The sequence below is a fragment of the Rossellomorea pakistanensis genome, from assembly GCF_016908495.1.
GTDB classification, from domain to species: domain Bacteria; phylum Bacillota; class Bacilli; order Bacillales; family Bacillaceae_B; genus Rossellomorea; species Rossellomorea pakistanensis.
On sequence record NZ_JAFBDZ010000001.1, the window covers coordinates 1291795 to 1308702 of the forward strand.

The window sequence follows — 16908 nt, forward strand, 5'->3', positions numbered from 1 at the left end:
ACGTAGATGGACTATAACATACTCGATCCGTCAATGTTTTCATTTATATTTATTGTATAACTCGAATTATAGAAATTTCATTTGCATTTGTCAATGTCGTTTACGATTTTGATGCAACAAAATGTGTCCTTGCATGAATACAGACTACTTTCAGCATTGCTAATAATGGAACCGCAACAATCAGCCCTATTACTCCACCTATTTCCCCTCCAAGCACTAATGCTCCCATTATAAACAACGGATGCATATGAAGACTTTTCCCGACTATAAGTGGAGAAAGGATATTCCCCTCAAGAAACTGAAGGCCGAGAACAACGATGACAACATATATCACCATATGACCAGATACTGTACTAGCAATCACCGCTGCAGGAATGGCTCCAATAATCGGTCCAAAGTAAGGGATTACATTTGTTATACCAATAATAATGCCTAGCAATAATGGATATTTCATTCCCATCAGCCAAAGGGAAAGAGCTGCTAAAGAACCAATAATAAGACACACAAGTAATTGACCTCTTATATATCCTCCTAATGATTCATCTAAATCATGTATAAATTTTTTCCCACTTTCCCTCCATTTAATCGGAGTTAAATACCAAGCTGCTTTTTTCACATGATAAAAATCTTTTAACAAATAAAAAGAAATAAAAGGAACGATAATGATTAGAAATAAACTATTTAAAAATTTCATAACACCTGAAAGTACAAGTTTTAATAATCCGTTAAGCCACTTCTCAAAGGACTCTATTCTTGCATCCAATTCATGCTGAATACCATCTGGCCATGTAGATGTTTGTTTCTGAATAAATGTAAGCCACTTTTGATATTGATCTGTAAAAAGAGAAGCATTTTCTGATAAATCCCTTAACTGATGGATAATGATTGGAATGCCTTTATAAATAGCATACCCCGTTCCTCCAAAAAACAATATATAGATAAGCAAGGTTGCAATGGCTCTATGAATTCCTGCTTTATGCAAGTTTTCGACGATGGGATGAAGGAGATATGTAATAAATCCTCCAAGTAAAAAAGGAAATAAGGCAATAGCTAACACTTTCAAAATTGGTTTCCATACAGGCGTTAATAAGTATAAAAAATATAATAAAATAAAGACGAAAAGTGCAATAGCAAGTCTGTATAACCATTTAATATGCGTTGGTCGATCACTCAATATTATCCCTCCCTTCTTCTCTTTAGTTTTAGAAGAGTAGTGGATTTTATTCTTATCCTTTCGCTCAACCAACTAACTCTTTTTCAAATAACAACAATGTTTACGAAAACAGCCTTTAATAACAAAAAAATGCACATGAGATTTTGTGACAATCTCATGTGCATAATATAGCCCCGTTTCCTTAATGGGACATGGTTTAATTCAAAGACTAAAAGGCTTTTCTCATTTGCTTTCTAAGTTTCTTCCAGTTTCTCTTGCTGAACATATTCGAACGATTTGAATATACACTTGTTGCAATACCTGCTCCAAATCCGAGTATGGAAGCGAACGTTTTATTCAAGAAAAGCACCCCTCTTTTAGCTCAAGTGGCGTTCTTCCTCATCAAATAAATCGTCTAATGAACTTAATGACCCATCTTCCTCAACTTGATGGGTATGAATGATCCCTTTGGTTATCGAAAGTTCAATAAAACAACCCCAACAGTAATATTGGTTGATTCCAATCTTGCCTATATCTTTACATCGGCAATTCGGACATTGCATCATCGTACAGGACACCTCACACTTTAGCCAGAGTCAGGAAAGGATTCCTTCTTCATAGCATTCTTTTCCTGTACCATTCTTTCCTAAATTACTGCTGGTTATACTCATTTTGAGGAAGAACATGTTAACCATTAGTAGTGTCCATAAATGCTGATTCGCATTTTAGGAACATCCTTAGTTTTTCTTTGTTTACATGAAATCATAAGGAGTAACGTTTTCCATACCAATCATTGGGTCTGTGTCCATTAATTTATTTTGAAAACCTTCTGATGTATCTTGATCATCTGAATTGTTTTGTAATTGTTCCGTTACACTCTTTAATATTTGAAGCTTTTGAAGTAATCCTGTTTTCCGCTGGGTATCTTCTTGTCGTTCCACCCCAATCCTTAATGCTTGTTCTTCACCACATAGGATTAAAAAGTTTTTACTCCTTGTAATGGCGGTATAAAGTAAATTTCTTCTAAGCATTCGAAAATAGCTTTTGACTACAGGAAGGATCACGATAGGAAATTCACTGCCTTGTGATTTGTGAATGGAACAGCAGTAGGCTAAGGTGATTTGATTCAAGTCTTGTCTAGTGTAGGTAACCTCATTACCTTCATAGGAAACAATAAGCATGTCTTGTTTTTCTGTATTTTCTTTTGCATAGAATACAGAAACGACCTCACCCATATCTCCATTAAAGACATTGCTTTCCGGCTGATTGACTAATTGGAGTACTTTATCTCCAATTCGATACTTCACGTCCCCAAAGGATAACTCTTTCCGTTTTCCTTCAGAATTACTATTAAAAATCTCCTGGAGCATTTCGTTTAATTTATCTATCCCTGCAGGTCCTCGATACATTGGGGCTAGTACTTGGATATCCTTTGCACTGTACCCTTTTTTCTTCGCATTTTCGACAACCTTTTTAATAACCTCAAGGACTTGAGAAGTAGAACATTGAATAAAGGATCGATCTTTTTGTTGTTGAACTATATTAGCTGGGAGTTTTCCATCCTTCATTTCATGTGCCATTTCTATGATTGAAGACCCTTCACCTTGACGATATATATCTGTTAAATGAACGGTTGGAATGACGCCTGAGCTGATTAAATCTTTCAACACCTGTCCAGGACCAACGGATGGAAGCTGGTCCTCATCCCCAACCAGGATTACCTGTATATCGTCTGGTAAGGACTTGAATAATTGATGGGCGAGCCATGTATCTACCATTGACATTTCATCCACAATAAGAAGCTTCCCTTCAATTGAACGATCTTCATCATGGTCAAAACCTTCTTGTCCGTTCCATCCAAGGAGCCGATGAATAGTCATTGCTGGCAAGCCAGTCGATTCTGTCATCCTTTTTGCTGCCCTACCAGTTGGAGCTGTTAAAAGAACTGGAAATGGTTCGTCCTTATATTCCTTTGGTTCAAGGGAACATCCGTGTAATTCTGCGTATAGCTCGACAATTCCATTAATAACGGTTGTCTTTCCAGTACCTGGTCCTCCTGTAAGGATCATCATTGGAGACATTAGCGCTGTCTCAATGGCTTCTCGTTGCGATGGAGCATATTGTACTCCAAGTCTATCTTCAAGCTTTCCTAATGCTAATAGGAATTCGGATTGAGGAAATTGGTCTTCGTATTGTTCTTGCTTAAGAATCGTTTCAATATTACTGACGATTCCTTTTTCCGAAAAGAACAAAGATGGAAGGTATACATTGGTTTCTTCTCCAATAATCTTTCCTTCTTCTTCAAGCTTGATGATCTCGTTTGAAATCTCCGTAAATGCGATGGTCTCTTTTTGGCTGTTTTCTAATAATGCTTTTACTTTCAATAATAATTGTTCTGTTTCCGAATAAACATGGCCTTCTTGAAGGGAGGTTTGTTCGAGAGTATATAAACAGGCCGCTTTAATCCTGTCAGGGTGACTTCCTGTAATGCCGAGCTTTGCCCCAAGTTCATCCGCTCGTCCAAATCCGATTCCTTCAATATCCTCAACAAGACGATAAGGATTTTTATTAATGATTTCAAGTGTTTGCTCTTTATATTCCTGATAAATTTTCATCGATAATTGTGGACCAAATCCATACTGATTTAAACTGATCATGACTCTTTCTAACCCTTGGTGCTCCATGAGAGAGTCATACAAGTCCTTTGCTTTATCAGGTGGAAGCTTTGGAATGTCATCTAAGAGTGATGGATTCGCTAGGATCTTACTAATCGCATTTTCTCCGAGCTGTTTAACAATTTTTTCAGCTGTTTTTTTCCCGATACCTTTAAACATCTCGCTCGATAGATATTGGATAACCCCTTGCTTTGTTTGTGGAATTTCTTTCTTAAAATGCTTAGCTTGGAATTGCATACCAAATTTAGGGTGATCTTGAAATCCCCCGTAAAAAGTATAGGTTTCCTGTTCATGAATTTTAGGGAAATGACCTGTAATCACAGCTTCCTTGTCGTCATATTCATCATTCGTTTCATCCACGCGAATGCGAATGACTGAATACATATTCGATTCATTATGGAAAATCGTGATGATATGTCTTCCTTTAATGTATATTTCATTATCATCAAACAGCTCCAATGAGTCCTGCTGGCTCATTTAGAGTCCCCCCTTACTTACGACTCTTCAGGATTATTTAGCTTTTCCATCATTTTTTTGCCATATCCTGCAAGCATATGGTCTGGTTGTATGGCTAATGCCCGATCAAAGCATTCATTCGCCTTTTTAACATCTTCTTTATATCCTGCATAGGCTACCCCTAAATTATAATAAGCATCTGCGTGTTTAGGGTCTTTTTCAACAACCGTTGTTAATTCCTTAATCGCTTCTTCATATGATTCGACTTTTGCAAGGCATAGTCCGAACTGGAACCTGGCTTCATTGTCTTCAGGGTTTAATTCAATACTTCTTTGTAAATAGGGAAGGGCAAATTTCGGTTGTTCTAAATTAATTAATGACATGCCTAACATAAAGTAGACATCTTCATTTTCAACACCTTTTTGGATGGCTTGTTCATAATGGTTTTTAGCTCCATTAAAGTCCTCCTGATTATAAAGCAAGTTTCCTAGGGAGTAATAAGCTGCACCTGCTTGACTATCTAAAGATATCGCTCTTTCAAAAAACTTTTGTGCTTTTTCTAATTCACCGACTGTGGTAAGAACGTTACCAAAATTTATGTATGCAACAGGATCGGTAGGATTTTCTTCAATTGCTTCTGAAAAATACTTTACCGCTTCCTCCATTTTTCCTTCTTGTAAGGCTTGAATACCTTGTTGGTTTTTGTCCATATGTAACACCTCTATGTTTTGTTATTTGTAGTATATCATAGGTTCTTGTTCAAAAGCGTCTTTACGGATACTGACCTTATTCACATAAAGAAAGACTGACAAGTAGGAATGATTCTCTACTATATCAGTCTCTTCTTTATCCTACGTATGTGAGTTTTTTACCATTTTTAAAAATCTCATCAATCGTTCCTCCGCCAAGACATTCTTCTCCGTTATAGAAAACAACTGCTTGCCCAGGAGTAATGGCACGAATCGGTTGATCAAAAACGACTTCTACTTTTCCGTCTTCTGCTATTTTCACCGTTACACTGCGATCGGGCTGACGGTATCTAAATTTAGCTGTACATGTAAACTCTTTTGCTTTCACTGATGGGGTAGTCCAGCTTATATCCGTAGCAAGTAAAGAGTCAGAGTAGAGTGCTGAATGATCAAACCCTTGCCCTACATATAAAAGATTTCGTTCAAGGTCTTTTCCAATAACAAACCATGGTTCTCCAGCCCCACCAATTCCCAAGCCTTGTCTTTGACCAATGGTGTAATACATTAGGCCATCATGATTGCCTTTTTCTTCCCCATCCAACGTCACCATTTTTCCAGGTTGAGCAGGGAGATAGTTACTTAGGAATTCCTTAAAATTGCGTTCACCAATAAAACAAATTCCTGTACTATCCTTTTTCGTAGCTGTAGCCAGTCCAGCTTCTTTGGCGATCTCCCGTACTTTTTTCTTATCGATTGATCCAATAGGAAACATGACTTTTTCCAGCTGTTCTTGGGTTAACTGATTAAGGAAATACGTCTGATCTTTGTTATCATCTAAGCCACGAAGCATTTTGTATTCGCCATCTCTATATTCAACTTGAGCATAGTGACCGGTAGCAAGATAGTCTGCACCAAGCTTCATCGCATGATCAAGAAATGCTTTAAATTTAATTTCCTTGTTACACATCACATCTGGATTTGGGGTTCTACCTTCTTTATATTCATTTAAGAAATAAGTAAAGACTTTGTCCCAATATTGTTTTTCAAAATTTACTGCGTAGTAAGGAATACCAATTTGATTACAAACACGAATGACATCATTATAATCCTCTGTCGCGGTACAAACGCCATTTTCATCGGTATCATCCCAGTTTTTCATAAAGATCCCAATAACATCGTACCCCTGTTCTTTTAAAAGCAGTGCGGCAACAGAAGAATCTACCCCACCTGACATTCCTACAACGACACGTGTATCCTTTGGTGCTTTGTTCATAACTCTCCACCTCCTCAAGTTTGGTTCATTTAGTCTATGAACGTAAACGGTTCACTACTTTCGCGACTTCTTTACCTGTATATTCAATTTGTTCCAATGTATTATGAAGTCCAAAACTAAAACGAATCGAATTTCGAAGTCGTTCTGAATCTTTACCGAACATGGCAACAAGAACATGTGAAGGCTCAATAGAACCTGCTGTACAGGCAGATCCACTTGAAACTGCAATCCCAGACAGATCTAAATTCACTAACATGGATTCAACATCTGTACCAGGAAAACTTAAGTTTAGCACGTGGGGCAAAGATTGTTCAAGAGATCCGTTTTGATAAAATGTCACTTCATTTTCTTCTAAAACGTCTTTAAGCTTCTCTTTAAAAAGAAAATATTGCTTTCTCTTCTCTTCCATACTTTGCTGAGAAATTTTCACAGCTTCAAGGAATCCGATAATATTAGGGATATTTTCTGTTCCAGCCCGACGTTTACGCTCTTGTTCCCCACCAAATATCGTCGCTTCTAACTTGACATCATCACTGGCATATAAAAACCCAATTCCTTTTGGTCCATTTATTTTGTGTGCTGAAACCGATAAAAGATCAATATTTTCCTCGCTTACGTCAATTTCTAATAAGCCATATGCTTGGACAGCATCTGTATGAAAATAAGCTTGGTGCCCCTTCAATACCTCTCCTATTTCTTTGATAGGCTGAATGGTTCCGACTTCATTGTTGCCATACATAATCGTTACAAGGATTGTATCTTCTCTTAAAGCTTTTTTTACATCTGCAACAGAAATGATTCCATCTTCATTAACGGGTAAATAAGTCACCTCATAACCTTCTTTTTCAAGCTGTTCACAAATATGAAGGACAGCATGATGCTCAATCATGCTCGTAATGATATGTTTTCCTTTGGACTTCATAGCTTTAGCTACGCCCGTAATGGCTAGATTATCTGCTTCTGTTCCTCCACTTGTAAAAATAATTTCATTAAATTTGGAGCCAATGCTCTTTGCAATTCCTGTCCGTGCCTGATCGAGAAGCTGTCTTGCCTCTCTTCCAAAAGAATGAATGCTTGATGGATTCCCAAATGGGCCATTCATAACAGTAACTATTTCGTCGACTACACGAGGGTGAATCGGAGAAGTAGCGGCATGATCCAAATATATTCGTTCCATTTTGCGTCCCTCCTTTCTTTACACTTCCTGTATCTTAAATATAAAACATATATGCGTCTGATTCGCCTTCATCCGTGTAGCCGGCCAGATCTTCAATCGTCGTATTATCCAATACATCCTTAACGGCATCACGAATCCGAATCCATAATTCCCGCTTAGCAGGTTCTTCATTTTCGATCCCTTCAACAGGACTAATCGGTCCTTCCAATACCCTGATAATATCCCCTGCTGAAATTTCTGTTGGTTCATTTCCTAGGACATAACCACCATATGCTCCTCTAATGCTTTTTACTAAACCAGCATTTCGAAGAGGAGCAATTAATTGTTCTAAGTAATGTTCTGATAAGGAATGGGTTTGAGCAATTGATTTTAATGACGTTGGCCCTTCCCCATGCCTTTTCGCTAATTCAATCATAATCGTCAAGCCATAACGGCCTTTTGTTGAAATCTTCATCCTTTTTGCACCTCGATTACTATATCTCACATAAATCCTATTTGTATTATTGACTTTTGCTATTATAGCATAATCCTTTCCTCTATTAAAAAGGAATACCCCTCTAATAAACACCTTCGTTTCCATCTTCATAGAAATATGATAGATTTAAGAGAGATACGAGAACATCAGTTTGGAGAGATGTTAATGACAAATAAACCGTTAGCCTTCCGAATGAGACCGAGGACAATTGATGAGATTATCGGACAATCACACCTTGTTGGAGAAGGAAAAATAATTAATCGAATGGTACAAGCAAAACAGCTTTCCTCCATGATTCTATATGGATCACCAGGGATCGGAAAAACGAGTATTGCAAGTGCTATTGCCGGTAGTACAAAATTTGCTTTCAGAACATTAAATGCTGTTACAAATAATAAGAAAGACATGCAAATTGTTGCAGAAGAGGCGAAAATGTCTGGAAAAGTCATCTTACTATTAGATGAAGTCCACCGCTTAGATAAGGCAAAACAAGATTTCCTTCTTCCATACTTGGAAAATGGAATGATTGTGTTAATCGGGGCAACAACAAGTAACCCTTACCACGCTATCAATCCTGCGATCAGAAGTAGATGTCAAATTTTTGAATTACAGCCACTTTCAATAGAAGAAATGAAAATAGCCTTAAAACGGGCATTAGAAAATGAAGATCGTGGGCTTGGGAGCGAAACAATAGAAGTGAGCGAAGAGGCTCTTCACCATTTTGCTCAATCATCAAATGGGGATGTTAGAAGCTCATTAAACGCATTGGAACTTGCGGTACTTTCAACCGAAAAAAATGAAAATGGAAAGATCTATATCGACGTTACCATCGCAGAGGAATGCCTTCAGAAAAAGAGCTTTACTCACGATAAAGATGGGGATGGCCACTATGATGTCCTTAGTGCATTTCAAAAATCCATTCGTGGAAGTGATGTTAATGCCGCTCTTCATTATTTAGGAAGACTGGTGGAAGCAGGAGATTTACCAAGCATTTCACGGCGATTACTTGTCATCGCTTACGAGGATATCGGCTTGGCAAGCCCACAGGCAGGACCAAGAACATTAGCAGCAGTGGAAACAGCAGAGAAAATTGGATTTCCTGAAGCGAGAATTCCTCTAGCATCGGTTGTGATCGAACTTTGTTTGTCACCGAAATCAAATTCAGCCATTAAAGCCATCGATTCTGCATTAGAAGATATCCGAGCTGGTAAAAGCGGTGAGGTTCCCAAGCATTTAAAGGATGCTCATTACCAAGGAGCTAAAGCATTAGGCAGAGGAATTGAGTACAAATATCCTCATGATTATGATTCAGGGTGGGTACCACAGCAATATTTACCAAATACGATTAAAAACGCTCAATATTATGACCCTAAATCAACAGGGAAATTTGAACAAGCTCTAGCAGGAGTTTATGAAAAAATTAATAAAGGGAAAAGATAGATAAACAATAGAAAGGCTGTTCAATTAGGGTCAGGAACCACTCATCAATGTAAAGAAGATGCTATCCATCTATTGCAGTTATGGTCCTAATCCTTGATTTTAGGACAGCCCTTTGTTTTATGAGTATTATCAGATGATAAGTTTAAGTCCCCTTTTTGAATATATCCCCGAAAATTAACATGTGCATACATTTGTAATCTCGTGCATTTCATAGTTATTTTTGAGCATAAACTTTGATTTTCGTGCTTTTCCAAACCGTTCTCATGCATAAAATCAAAAAGTTGTGCATTACCACTTACAAGCTAAGGATTTAAGCTGTCCAATTAGTACAGAGCTAGATTTCCTGTAACACTTTGTAGGCATGAAGTCATAAGTGGGATAGAAAACTGGAAAAATGGTTGTTTTTAACACAAATAAAAACAACATTATTTCATAAAAAAGCTGGACTAAATGGTAATACCATCGTCCAGCTTATCTTTTATATTATGCTGCTACATCTCTCTTGTTGAAAATAACAAATGCAAGCAGGATAAAGATAATAAAATAGATTAGTAGCATGGTTATCGAAAAGCCCATTGTCATCCCATCTATCAACGGATCCATACTACCTGTATACTGTGTAAGATCTGTATTGGCAAATAGGCTATATTTTGCCCAATCATATTTCATGGCAATAAATCCAGTCGCTGTTCCACCCATGAATAGCAGGAAGAGTGAGATTCCTATCGCAAGTGAACTGCTTCTAAATACTGCTGAAATCATAAACGCCATCGTAGCCATCATAATAATATCAATCGATTTTAATAGATACGTATTAATGAGATAGGTGACTAAATTTTTTTCTTCTACTTGCCCATCAACATATACTAAATGTGGGACATTTTCTCCTCCACCGAAAAGGATGAAACCTAAAAGCGTAGAGAATCCAAATAAAATAACTAGTAACGTAATTCCAAACAGGAGGACTGTTAAGTATTTTGATAGTAGAATTTTCGTTCTAGATATTGGTCTAATTAATAGAAGCTTTATTGTCCCCCAAGTAAATTCACTAGCGACAATACTCGCAGCGACTATAATGGTGAACAAACCAGCAAAAGTAACAAAATTAGAATTAAACTCTACAAATGACCATACATTTTCTCCTTCTGCATTTGGCGGGAGATTATTCTCTATACGATATTCATTAACAGCAATACTCCGCTCATACATTGATTTATTTATTTCTGGAACTTCTTTTAAAGTTTGTTTATCCATTTCTATTTGTGTTTGCAGCTCTTTTTTCCAATCTTGCTGCCCTGCAGGTTCATTATCCGAAACACTCTCAGCGTATTTTGTAAAAGCACCTGACCCTGCGACAATAATAAGGATGAGTCCTATCATAACATACGTTCCAACTCGTTTGAAAATTTTCATCCATTCATTTTTGATCAGATTAAACATTCATCTCTACCCCCTTATCATTCGTTATTTCTAAGAATCGGTCTTCTAGTGTTTTCGATACTGGCATAACAGAGAATAAATCTATTCCTTGCTCAACCAAGGATTTCACTAATAATGGTACCTGTTCTTTAGCAAGTGCAGCCTGAACTTTTCCATTGTCAGACTCATGTTTTACATTTGGATACATTTGAGAAATGATGGCAGCAAACTTTTGTGAATCACTTACTTCAAAATGATAGATTTGTTCATTCCCTTGAACGAACTCTTTCACATTTTGAATATTAATCAGCTTTCCTTTTTGAATAATAGCAATACGGTCACACATCATTTCCATCTCAGAAAGTAAATGACTTGATACAATAACGGCCATGCCTGTTTCTCTGGCTAATTTTCGGATATAATCACGAATTTCTCGAATACCTGCAGGATCAAGACCATTAGTTGGTTCATCCAAAATCAGGATTTTGGGATTATGAAGGAGACATTGTGCAATTCCTAATCGTTGTCTCATCCCAAGTGAATAGGTTTTTACTTTGTCATGAATTCGATCTGTCAGTCCTACCAATTCAACTACTTCCTTAATTCTTTCCTCTGTAACCCCTTTATGCATACGAGCAAAATGCTTTAAGTTTTTATAACCAGATAGAAATTTATAAAGCTCTGGATTCTCAACAATCGCACCAATATTTTCTACTGCTCCTGCAAAGTTTTTCTTAACACTTGTACCATTTACAACGACATCACCTTCTGAAATACCCATTAAGCCGACAATCATTCGAATGGTCGTTGTTTTCCCTGCACCATTTGGGCCTAGGAAACCAAACACTTCGCCATTATGAACGTCAAAGGAAAGTGAATCAATAATCTTCTTTCCTTTGATTATTTTCGAAACATTTTTCAGTTGTAAAACTGAGCTCATCTTTTTTCCTCCTCTATGATTGAGTGGTTTTCTTTAACCATTCTAAAACGGATAAACCTTGTTCCTCACGAAGGATTTCCACTTCACAATGACCGATTATTTTACCGTCAGCTAGTACATATGCTTCATCCAGTATTGATTCAATTTCATCGACTTCATGTGTTGCAATTAAAACGGTTTGATTCTCAAAATCCAAATAGGAAAGTAATCCCTTTACGATGGACTCTCTAACCATTGGATCAAGGCCTGAAAAAGGTTCATCAAGAAGAATCAATTCCGGTTCCCTCGATAGGGCAAGAACAAGTTTCAGCCTTCCCCTACTCCCTTTTGAAAGATGCTTTAATTTTTTTTGTTTTTCAAGTCCCATAAATGTTAATAATTCATCAGCTCTCTCTAATGAAAAATCCGGGAATTGAGTTGCGTAAAAGCTAATCATTTTCTCAACATTAAAAGCATTATAGAAAATATCTAACTCTGACAAATAAGCTACTTTTGGAGCTATTCTCTTGTTTACTTTTTTATCTTTATAAATTACGGATCCAGCCTGAGGTTCAACCAAACCAGCCAACAGCTTCAAGGTCGTTGACTTTCCGCTCCCATTTGGACCCAGTAAACCATAAATTTTTCCTTTATGAAGTTGAAGAGAGACACTTTTTAGGGCATAGTCTCTTCCATACCTTTTTGAGACATTTTTCATTTCTGCCACCATTTTACTTCTCTCTCCTTTCTTTAAGGTAGTTTTGTAATTCCTCTACAATATCTTCAGCTGAAATTCCTAGCTCCTTCATACTATCTACATACGTACCTGTGATTTCTCTATGGACTTTCCTTTTTAAGGATGATACAAGTGTTTCATCTTCTATTACAAAAGTACCCTGTCCTCTTCTAGACTCCACGACTTCCATCCTTTCCAGCTCACTGTAAGTTCGTTGAATTGTATTGGGATTTACATTTGATTGTATGGCCATCTCCCTTACAGAAGGAAGCCTAGCTCCTGGTGTTAATTCTCCTCTTACAATTCTATGGATGATGGTATCAGCAATTTGCATATAGATGGCTTTTGAGGCTTTGTATTCTTCAGCCATGAATTACACCTCTACCTTTCGTTCCAACAGCCAACTCGATAAGGCAAATAGAAATATCGTAAGAACGATATATATGATAAGAGTTAAAAGTGGGAAATGTAAATATTCTTCATTAACTCTAAACTGGTTTCCCTCTGGTCCTATTTCAAAGAACATTCCAGATGGAATTTTTATCGTCCACACATTTAATATGTCATTAACCCACTTGTATTTCATCAAAATGGCAGTACCAAATTGATACACTATATAAATAATGACAATTAAAACCCACCTAACATTCTTTAGTCTTGGATATTTACTTAGAGAATGATAGAAAGTCCAATAAAAAAGAATCCAGCTCCCCAAATGTACGGCCATAGAGATAATGAAGAGGTTAAACCAAATGGATTCTTTCCACGGTATGTAAGGAAGGGTGATCCATTTCAAAGAAAGGCTTAAAACGCCAAGTAAATCTACACATAAAAAAGACACCAAGCTATATATGAAGGCAATGAAGAATTTAGACAATAAAAGCTTCCAACAATTTAATGGAGTATGTAGCCATAGCTGTGTACGTCCTTCAAGCCTTAGCATTGCAATTAGTATAATAGGTAAAAAAGCTAGTTGCATAAAACCTAACATGACAACAAAGAGGAAAATAAACCCTGATTCTTCAAAGTACTTACCAACACCTACTCCAACAGCATAAAGAAAGGTTATGATTCCAATCCATCCGATAAACCACATTCTCGAAATATAATAATCTTTCCATAACAAACCCTTAAATGTTTTCATATAACCCTCCTTTAATTAAGAGCATGAGTGTTCTAGTTAGATAGTACACTAGAACAAATAATACTGTCAACAAATTACGAATAATTTCCACTAAAAACTTCCATCTATTTTACTTAGCATAAGAACCAAATGACAACCTAAAAGGGAAGGGAAATCCTTTAATTTTAGCTATTAATGACAAAATAAAAAGGCCAGAAATCAACGAGACTGTTTCCAAAAGAAGTCCGAAATCACCATGTTCATCTAAATACAATTAAAGTGGTGAAACCTGACACTTGGAACAGCCCTATTTTTGATTTCTGACACTGGTCAAACAAAGTCTGATTTATTTTTCATCCTTGACTCTTTTAATTTCAATATCCGCTAATAAGTTATTCACTACGTGACTTGCCGCAATCAAACCTGCGACAGAGGGAACAAATGCATTTGAAGAAGGAGGCATTTTCGCTTTTCTAATTTCAGCCTTATCATTTCCAACCTGTTTTCGAATGTCTTCACGAATAACAATTGGACTTTCATCTGAAAAAATAACGTTAACTCCTTTTCTAATCCCTTCTTTTTTCAAACGAGTACGAATGACCTTTGCAATAGGATCGGTATGAGTTTTTGAAATATCTTCAATTTTAAAGCGCGTTGGATCCGTTTTATTGGCCGCTCCCATACTAGAAATCAAAGGGATATTACGCTTTATACATTCTTTCATTAAATGGATTTTATATGAAATGGTATCAGAAGCATCGACGACAAAATCTAACCCATAGCTAAAAAACTGTTCATACGTTTCTTCCGTATAAAACATCTTAAGTGAGATTACTTCACATTCTGGGTTAATGTCTTTTATCCTATCTTTCATTAAGTCTGCTTTTGGTTGTCCGACAGTTGATAATAAAGCAATGATCTGTCTGTTAACATTCGTAATATCAACATCATCTTTATCAACTAAGATCAAGCGTCCCACTCCAGAACGAGCTAAAGCTTCGGCAGCAAATGAGCCAACGCCCCCAATTCCAAGGACGGCGACAGTACTATTCTTTAATAGGTTTAGGCCTTCTTTTCCTATAGCTAGTTCATTTCTTGAAAACTGGTGAAGCAATACGATCAACTCCGTTATCTTAATTCGTTAATGTTCCCTGAATAAGAATAGTATAAATAAGCTTTAAACGCAATATTCCGATCGATTTTGTCTTCTTTTTCCTTTTGTTAAAAATATTATTTAACCATTCAACTTATTATTTGCCAAATAATCGACTTCTTAATACTAAAAAACCCCTTCTGTGATACTCACAGAAGAGGAATTATCTATACTCATATAAGGTCGATCAACGTAACAAGTCCCAATTGTGCCGTTGCTGTGTTTCCTTCGTTTTGAACCCGCTCAAGGCAGGTGGGTGTCTTATTCAAAGTTTTGTTAGTCCTCAGGACCAGAGGCATGAACGCCGCTTTAGAAACTTAGACTCCCGTTTTTAAAAGTGTTCGGTCAAAACTGATAGGTATAAACAACGTACACATCAGGACTTTTTATATTGTTAAATATCATATCACAGCAGAATTCATTTTTCAATTGAGACTAATAGGTAATTACTCACTTTTTTGAGACTTCAAAGATAAGTGAAGTTCATCTAATTGTGCAATAGAAACATCCCCAGGTGCATTTGTTAATAAGCAGCTGGCACTTGCTGTTTTAGGGAATGCAATGGTATCTCTAAGGTTCGTACGTCCTGCCAATAGCATGACAAGGCGGTCTAATCCAAGAGCGATTCCACCATGTGGAGGTGTGCCGTATTCAAATGCTTCTAGTAGGAAACCAAATTGTTCCCTCGCTTCTTCTACTGTAAAACCTAATACTTTAAACATTTTCTCTTGAATGTCACGCTCATAGATACGAAGTGAACCTCCGCCTAATTCATATCCATTTAACACAAGATCATATGCTTCCGCTCGAACCTTCTCTGGGTTGGATTCAAGTAAGGAAAGATCCTCTCTTACTGGCATTGTGAATGGATGATGTGCTGCATAGTATCTTTCATCTTCATCATCATACTCAAGAAGTGGCCAGTCTGTTACCCAAAGGAAATTGAATTTTGAATCATCAATTAATCCTAATTCTTTTCCTAATTTTAATCTAAGAGCTCCAAGGGCATCCGCTACAACTGATTTTTTGTCAGCTACGAAGAGTAATAAATCCCCTTCTTCAGCTATTGCAGTATTTCTTAATTGACTAGCTACTTCCTCGTTAAAGAACTTTGAAATCGGTCCCTTTAATCCATCTGCCTCAACCTTCATCCATGCGAGTCCTTTCGCTCCATATCTTGCCACGAATTCGGTTAAGCTATCAATGTCTTTTCGGGAATATTGCTTTCCTCCACCTTTCACATTGATACATTTCACTTGTCCTCCATTCGCAACCGTGCTTGCAAACACTTTAAAATCAGAATCCTTTACAATTTCAGAGGCATCAACTAACTCCATTCCAAAACGAGTGTCAGGCTTATCGGATCCGAAACGGTCAATCGCTTCATCGTAAGACATTCGAGGGAACGATGATTCTACATCAATTCCTTTCACTTCTTTCATGAGTGTCTGCATCATGCTTTCCATTAAGGTGATAATTTCTTCTTGTTCCATAAAGCTCATTTCGATATCTATTTGCGTGAATTCTGGCTGTCTGTCGGCACGAAGATCTTCATCTCTAAAGCAGCGAGCTATTTGATAATAGCGATCAAATCCTGATACCATTAGCAGCTGTTTAAAAATCTGTGGGGACTGTGGTAATGCATAAAATTCCCCTTCATGTACCCGACTCGGCACTAGGTAATCTCTTGCACCTTCTGGAGTACTTTTGGTTAACATAGGCGTCTCAACATCAAGGAAGCTATGCTCATCTAAAAATCGACGAATCGTTCTTGTTACTTCATGTCTCATTTTAAACGTTTCAAACATCACTGGTCTACGTAAATCAAGGTATCGATATTTTAATCTGAGATCTTCAGCCACTTCAGTAGAATCTTCTATCATAAACGGTGGCGTTTTAGCCTCATTTATAATCTTGAGTTCTTCCGCATGGATTTCAATACGTCCTGTTTTCAAGTTCTCATTAATCGTACCTTGAGACCTTTCAACAACCTTTCCTTTTATAGTTAGCACATACTCACTTCTCACTTTTTCTGCAAGTTCTAATGCTTCATTTGAAACATCAGGATTAAAGACAATCTGAACGATACCTGTTTTGTCACGAAGATCAATAAAAATTAAGCCTCCAAGATCTCTTCGTTTTTGTACCCATCCTTTTAATGTTAGCTCTTCACCAATTAACTTTTCTGTCACTTCACCACAATAATGCTTGTGCTTCAAC

16 protein-coding genes and 1 other RNA gene are annotated in these 16908 nt (G+C 37.0%); 1 reads left to right on the forward strand and 16 read right to left on the reverse strand.

Features of this window, described 5'->3' with window-relative positions; genetic code table 11:
* Positions 1-100: 100 nt before the first annotated feature.
* The 8 genes from JOC86_RS06375 to cymR all read right to left on the reverse strand — a co-directional run bounded on the left by JOC86_RS06375 (position 101) and on the right by cymR (position 7877).
* Positions 101-1174, reverse strand: coding sequence for an AI-2E family transporter (locus JOC86_RS06375; protein ID WP_239587404.1), 1074 nt, complete (start codon positions 1172-1174; stop codon positions 101-103).
* Positions 1175-1382: 208 nt separating this feature from the next.
* Complete coding sequence (locus JOC86_RS06380) at positions 1383-1514, reverse strand: YrzQ family protein (RefSeq protein ID WP_239587405.1); 132 nt, start codon at positions 1512-1514, stop codon at positions 1383-1385.
* 16 nt (positions 1515-1530) lie between these two features.
* On the reverse strand, positions 1531-1719 hold the full coding sequence (locus JOC86_RS06385) for a hypothetical protein (RefSeq protein WP_205169178.1): 189 nt from the start codon (positions 1717-1719) through the stop codon (positions 1531-1533).
* Between the two features lie 186 nt (positions 1720-1905).
* A complete protein-coding gene (recD2, locus tag JOC86_RS06390) occupies positions 1906-4305 on the reverse strand; it encodes an SF1B family DNA helicase RecD2 (protein ID WP_205169180.1) in 2400 nt (799 codons plus the stop codon).
* A gap of 17 nt (positions 4306-4322) precedes the next feature.
* The gene (locus JOC86_RS06395; protein WP_205169182.1) at positions 4323-4994 is read right to left on the reverse strand and encodes a tetratricopeptide repeat protein; all 672 of its coding nucleotides are present in this window, start codon (positions 4992-4994) and stop codon (positions 4323-4325) included.
* Between the two features lie 136 nt (positions 4995-5130).
* Entirely contained in the window at positions 5131-6246 is a 1116-nt protein-coding gene (gene mnmA, locus JOC86_RS06400) for a tRNA 2-thiouridine(34) synthase MnmA (RefSeq protein WP_205169184.1), read from the reverse strand.
* A gap of 34 nt (positions 6247-6280) precedes the next feature.
* Complete coding sequence (locus JOC86_RS06405) at positions 6281-7423, reverse strand: cysteine desulfurase family protein (RefSeq protein ID WP_205169186.1); 1143 nt, start codon at positions 7421-7423, stop codon at positions 6281-6283.
* Positions 7424-7457: 34 nt separating this feature from the next.
* Complete coding sequence (gene cymR / locus JOC86_RS06410; protein ID WP_205169188.1) at positions 7458-7877, reverse strand: cysteine metabolism transcriptional regulator CymR; 420 nt, start codon at positions 7875-7877, stop codon at positions 7458-7460.
* 186 nt (positions 7878-8063) lie between these two features.
* Between cymR and JOC86_RS06415 the strand changes: the two genes are divergently transcribed.
* The gene (locus JOC86_RS06415) at positions 8064-9338 is read left to right on the forward strand and encodes a replication-associated recombination protein A (RefSeq protein ID WP_205169190.1); all 1275 of its coding nucleotides are present in this window, start codon (positions 8064-8066) and stop codon (positions 9336-9338) included.
* Positions 9339-9821: 483 nt separating this feature from the next.
* Here JOC86_RS06415 and JOC86_RS06420 read toward each other — a convergent pair whose 3' ends face one another.
* The 8 genes from JOC86_RS06420 to aspS form a co-directional block, all read right to left on the reverse strand.
* Positions 9822-10778, reverse strand: a complete 957-nt coding sequence (locus JOC86_RS06420; RefSeq protein WP_205169192.1) for an ABC transporter permease — start codon at positions 10776-10778, stop codon at positions 9822-9824.
* On the reverse strand, positions 10771-11697 hold the full coding sequence (locus JOC86_RS06425) for an ABC transporter ATP-binding protein (protein ID WP_205169193.1): 927 nt from the start codon (positions 11695-11697) through the stop codon (positions 10771-10773). The genes JOC86_RS06420 and JOC86_RS06425 overlap by 8 nt, the downstream gene beginning before the upstream one ends.
* A gap of 13 nt (positions 11698-11710) precedes the next feature.
* Positions 11711-12406 carry an ABC transporter ATP-binding protein gene (locus JOC86_RS06430; protein WP_205169196.1) on the reverse strand — a complete coding sequence of 232 codons (696 nt, stop codon included), beginning with the start codon at positions 12404-12406 and terminating at the stop codon, positions 11711-11713.
* Position 12407: 1 nt separating this feature from the next.
* Positions 12408-12782: a GntR family transcriptional regulator gene (locus tag JOC86_RS06435; protein WP_205169198.1), complete on the reverse strand. Its 375-nt coding sequence runs from the start codon at positions 12780-12782 to the stop codon at positions 12408-12410.
* 3 nt (positions 12783-12785) lie between these two features.
* Positions 12786-13556, reverse strand: coding sequence for a hypothetical protein (locus JOC86_RS06440; protein ID WP_205169200.1), 771 nt, complete (start codon positions 13554-13556; stop codon positions 12786-12788).
* Between the two features lie 325 nt (positions 13557-13881).
* Complete coding sequence (locus JOC86_RS06445) at positions 13882-14649, reverse strand: tRNA threonylcarbamoyladenosine dehydratase (RefSeq protein WP_205170174.1); 768 nt, start codon at positions 14647-14649, stop codon at positions 13882-13884.
* Positions 14650-14883: 234 nt separating this feature from the next.
* Positions 14884-15074: non-coding RNA, 6S RNA (gene ssrS / locus JOC86_RS06450), on the reverse strand.
* A gap of 60 nt (positions 15075-15134) precedes the next feature.
* Positions 15135-16907: an aspartate--tRNA ligase gene (gene aspS / locus JOC86_RS06455; RefSeq protein ID WP_205169202.1), complete on the reverse strand. Its 1773-nt coding sequence runs from the start codon at positions 16905-16907 to the stop codon at positions 15135-15137.
* Position 16908 lies beyond the last annotated feature (1 nt).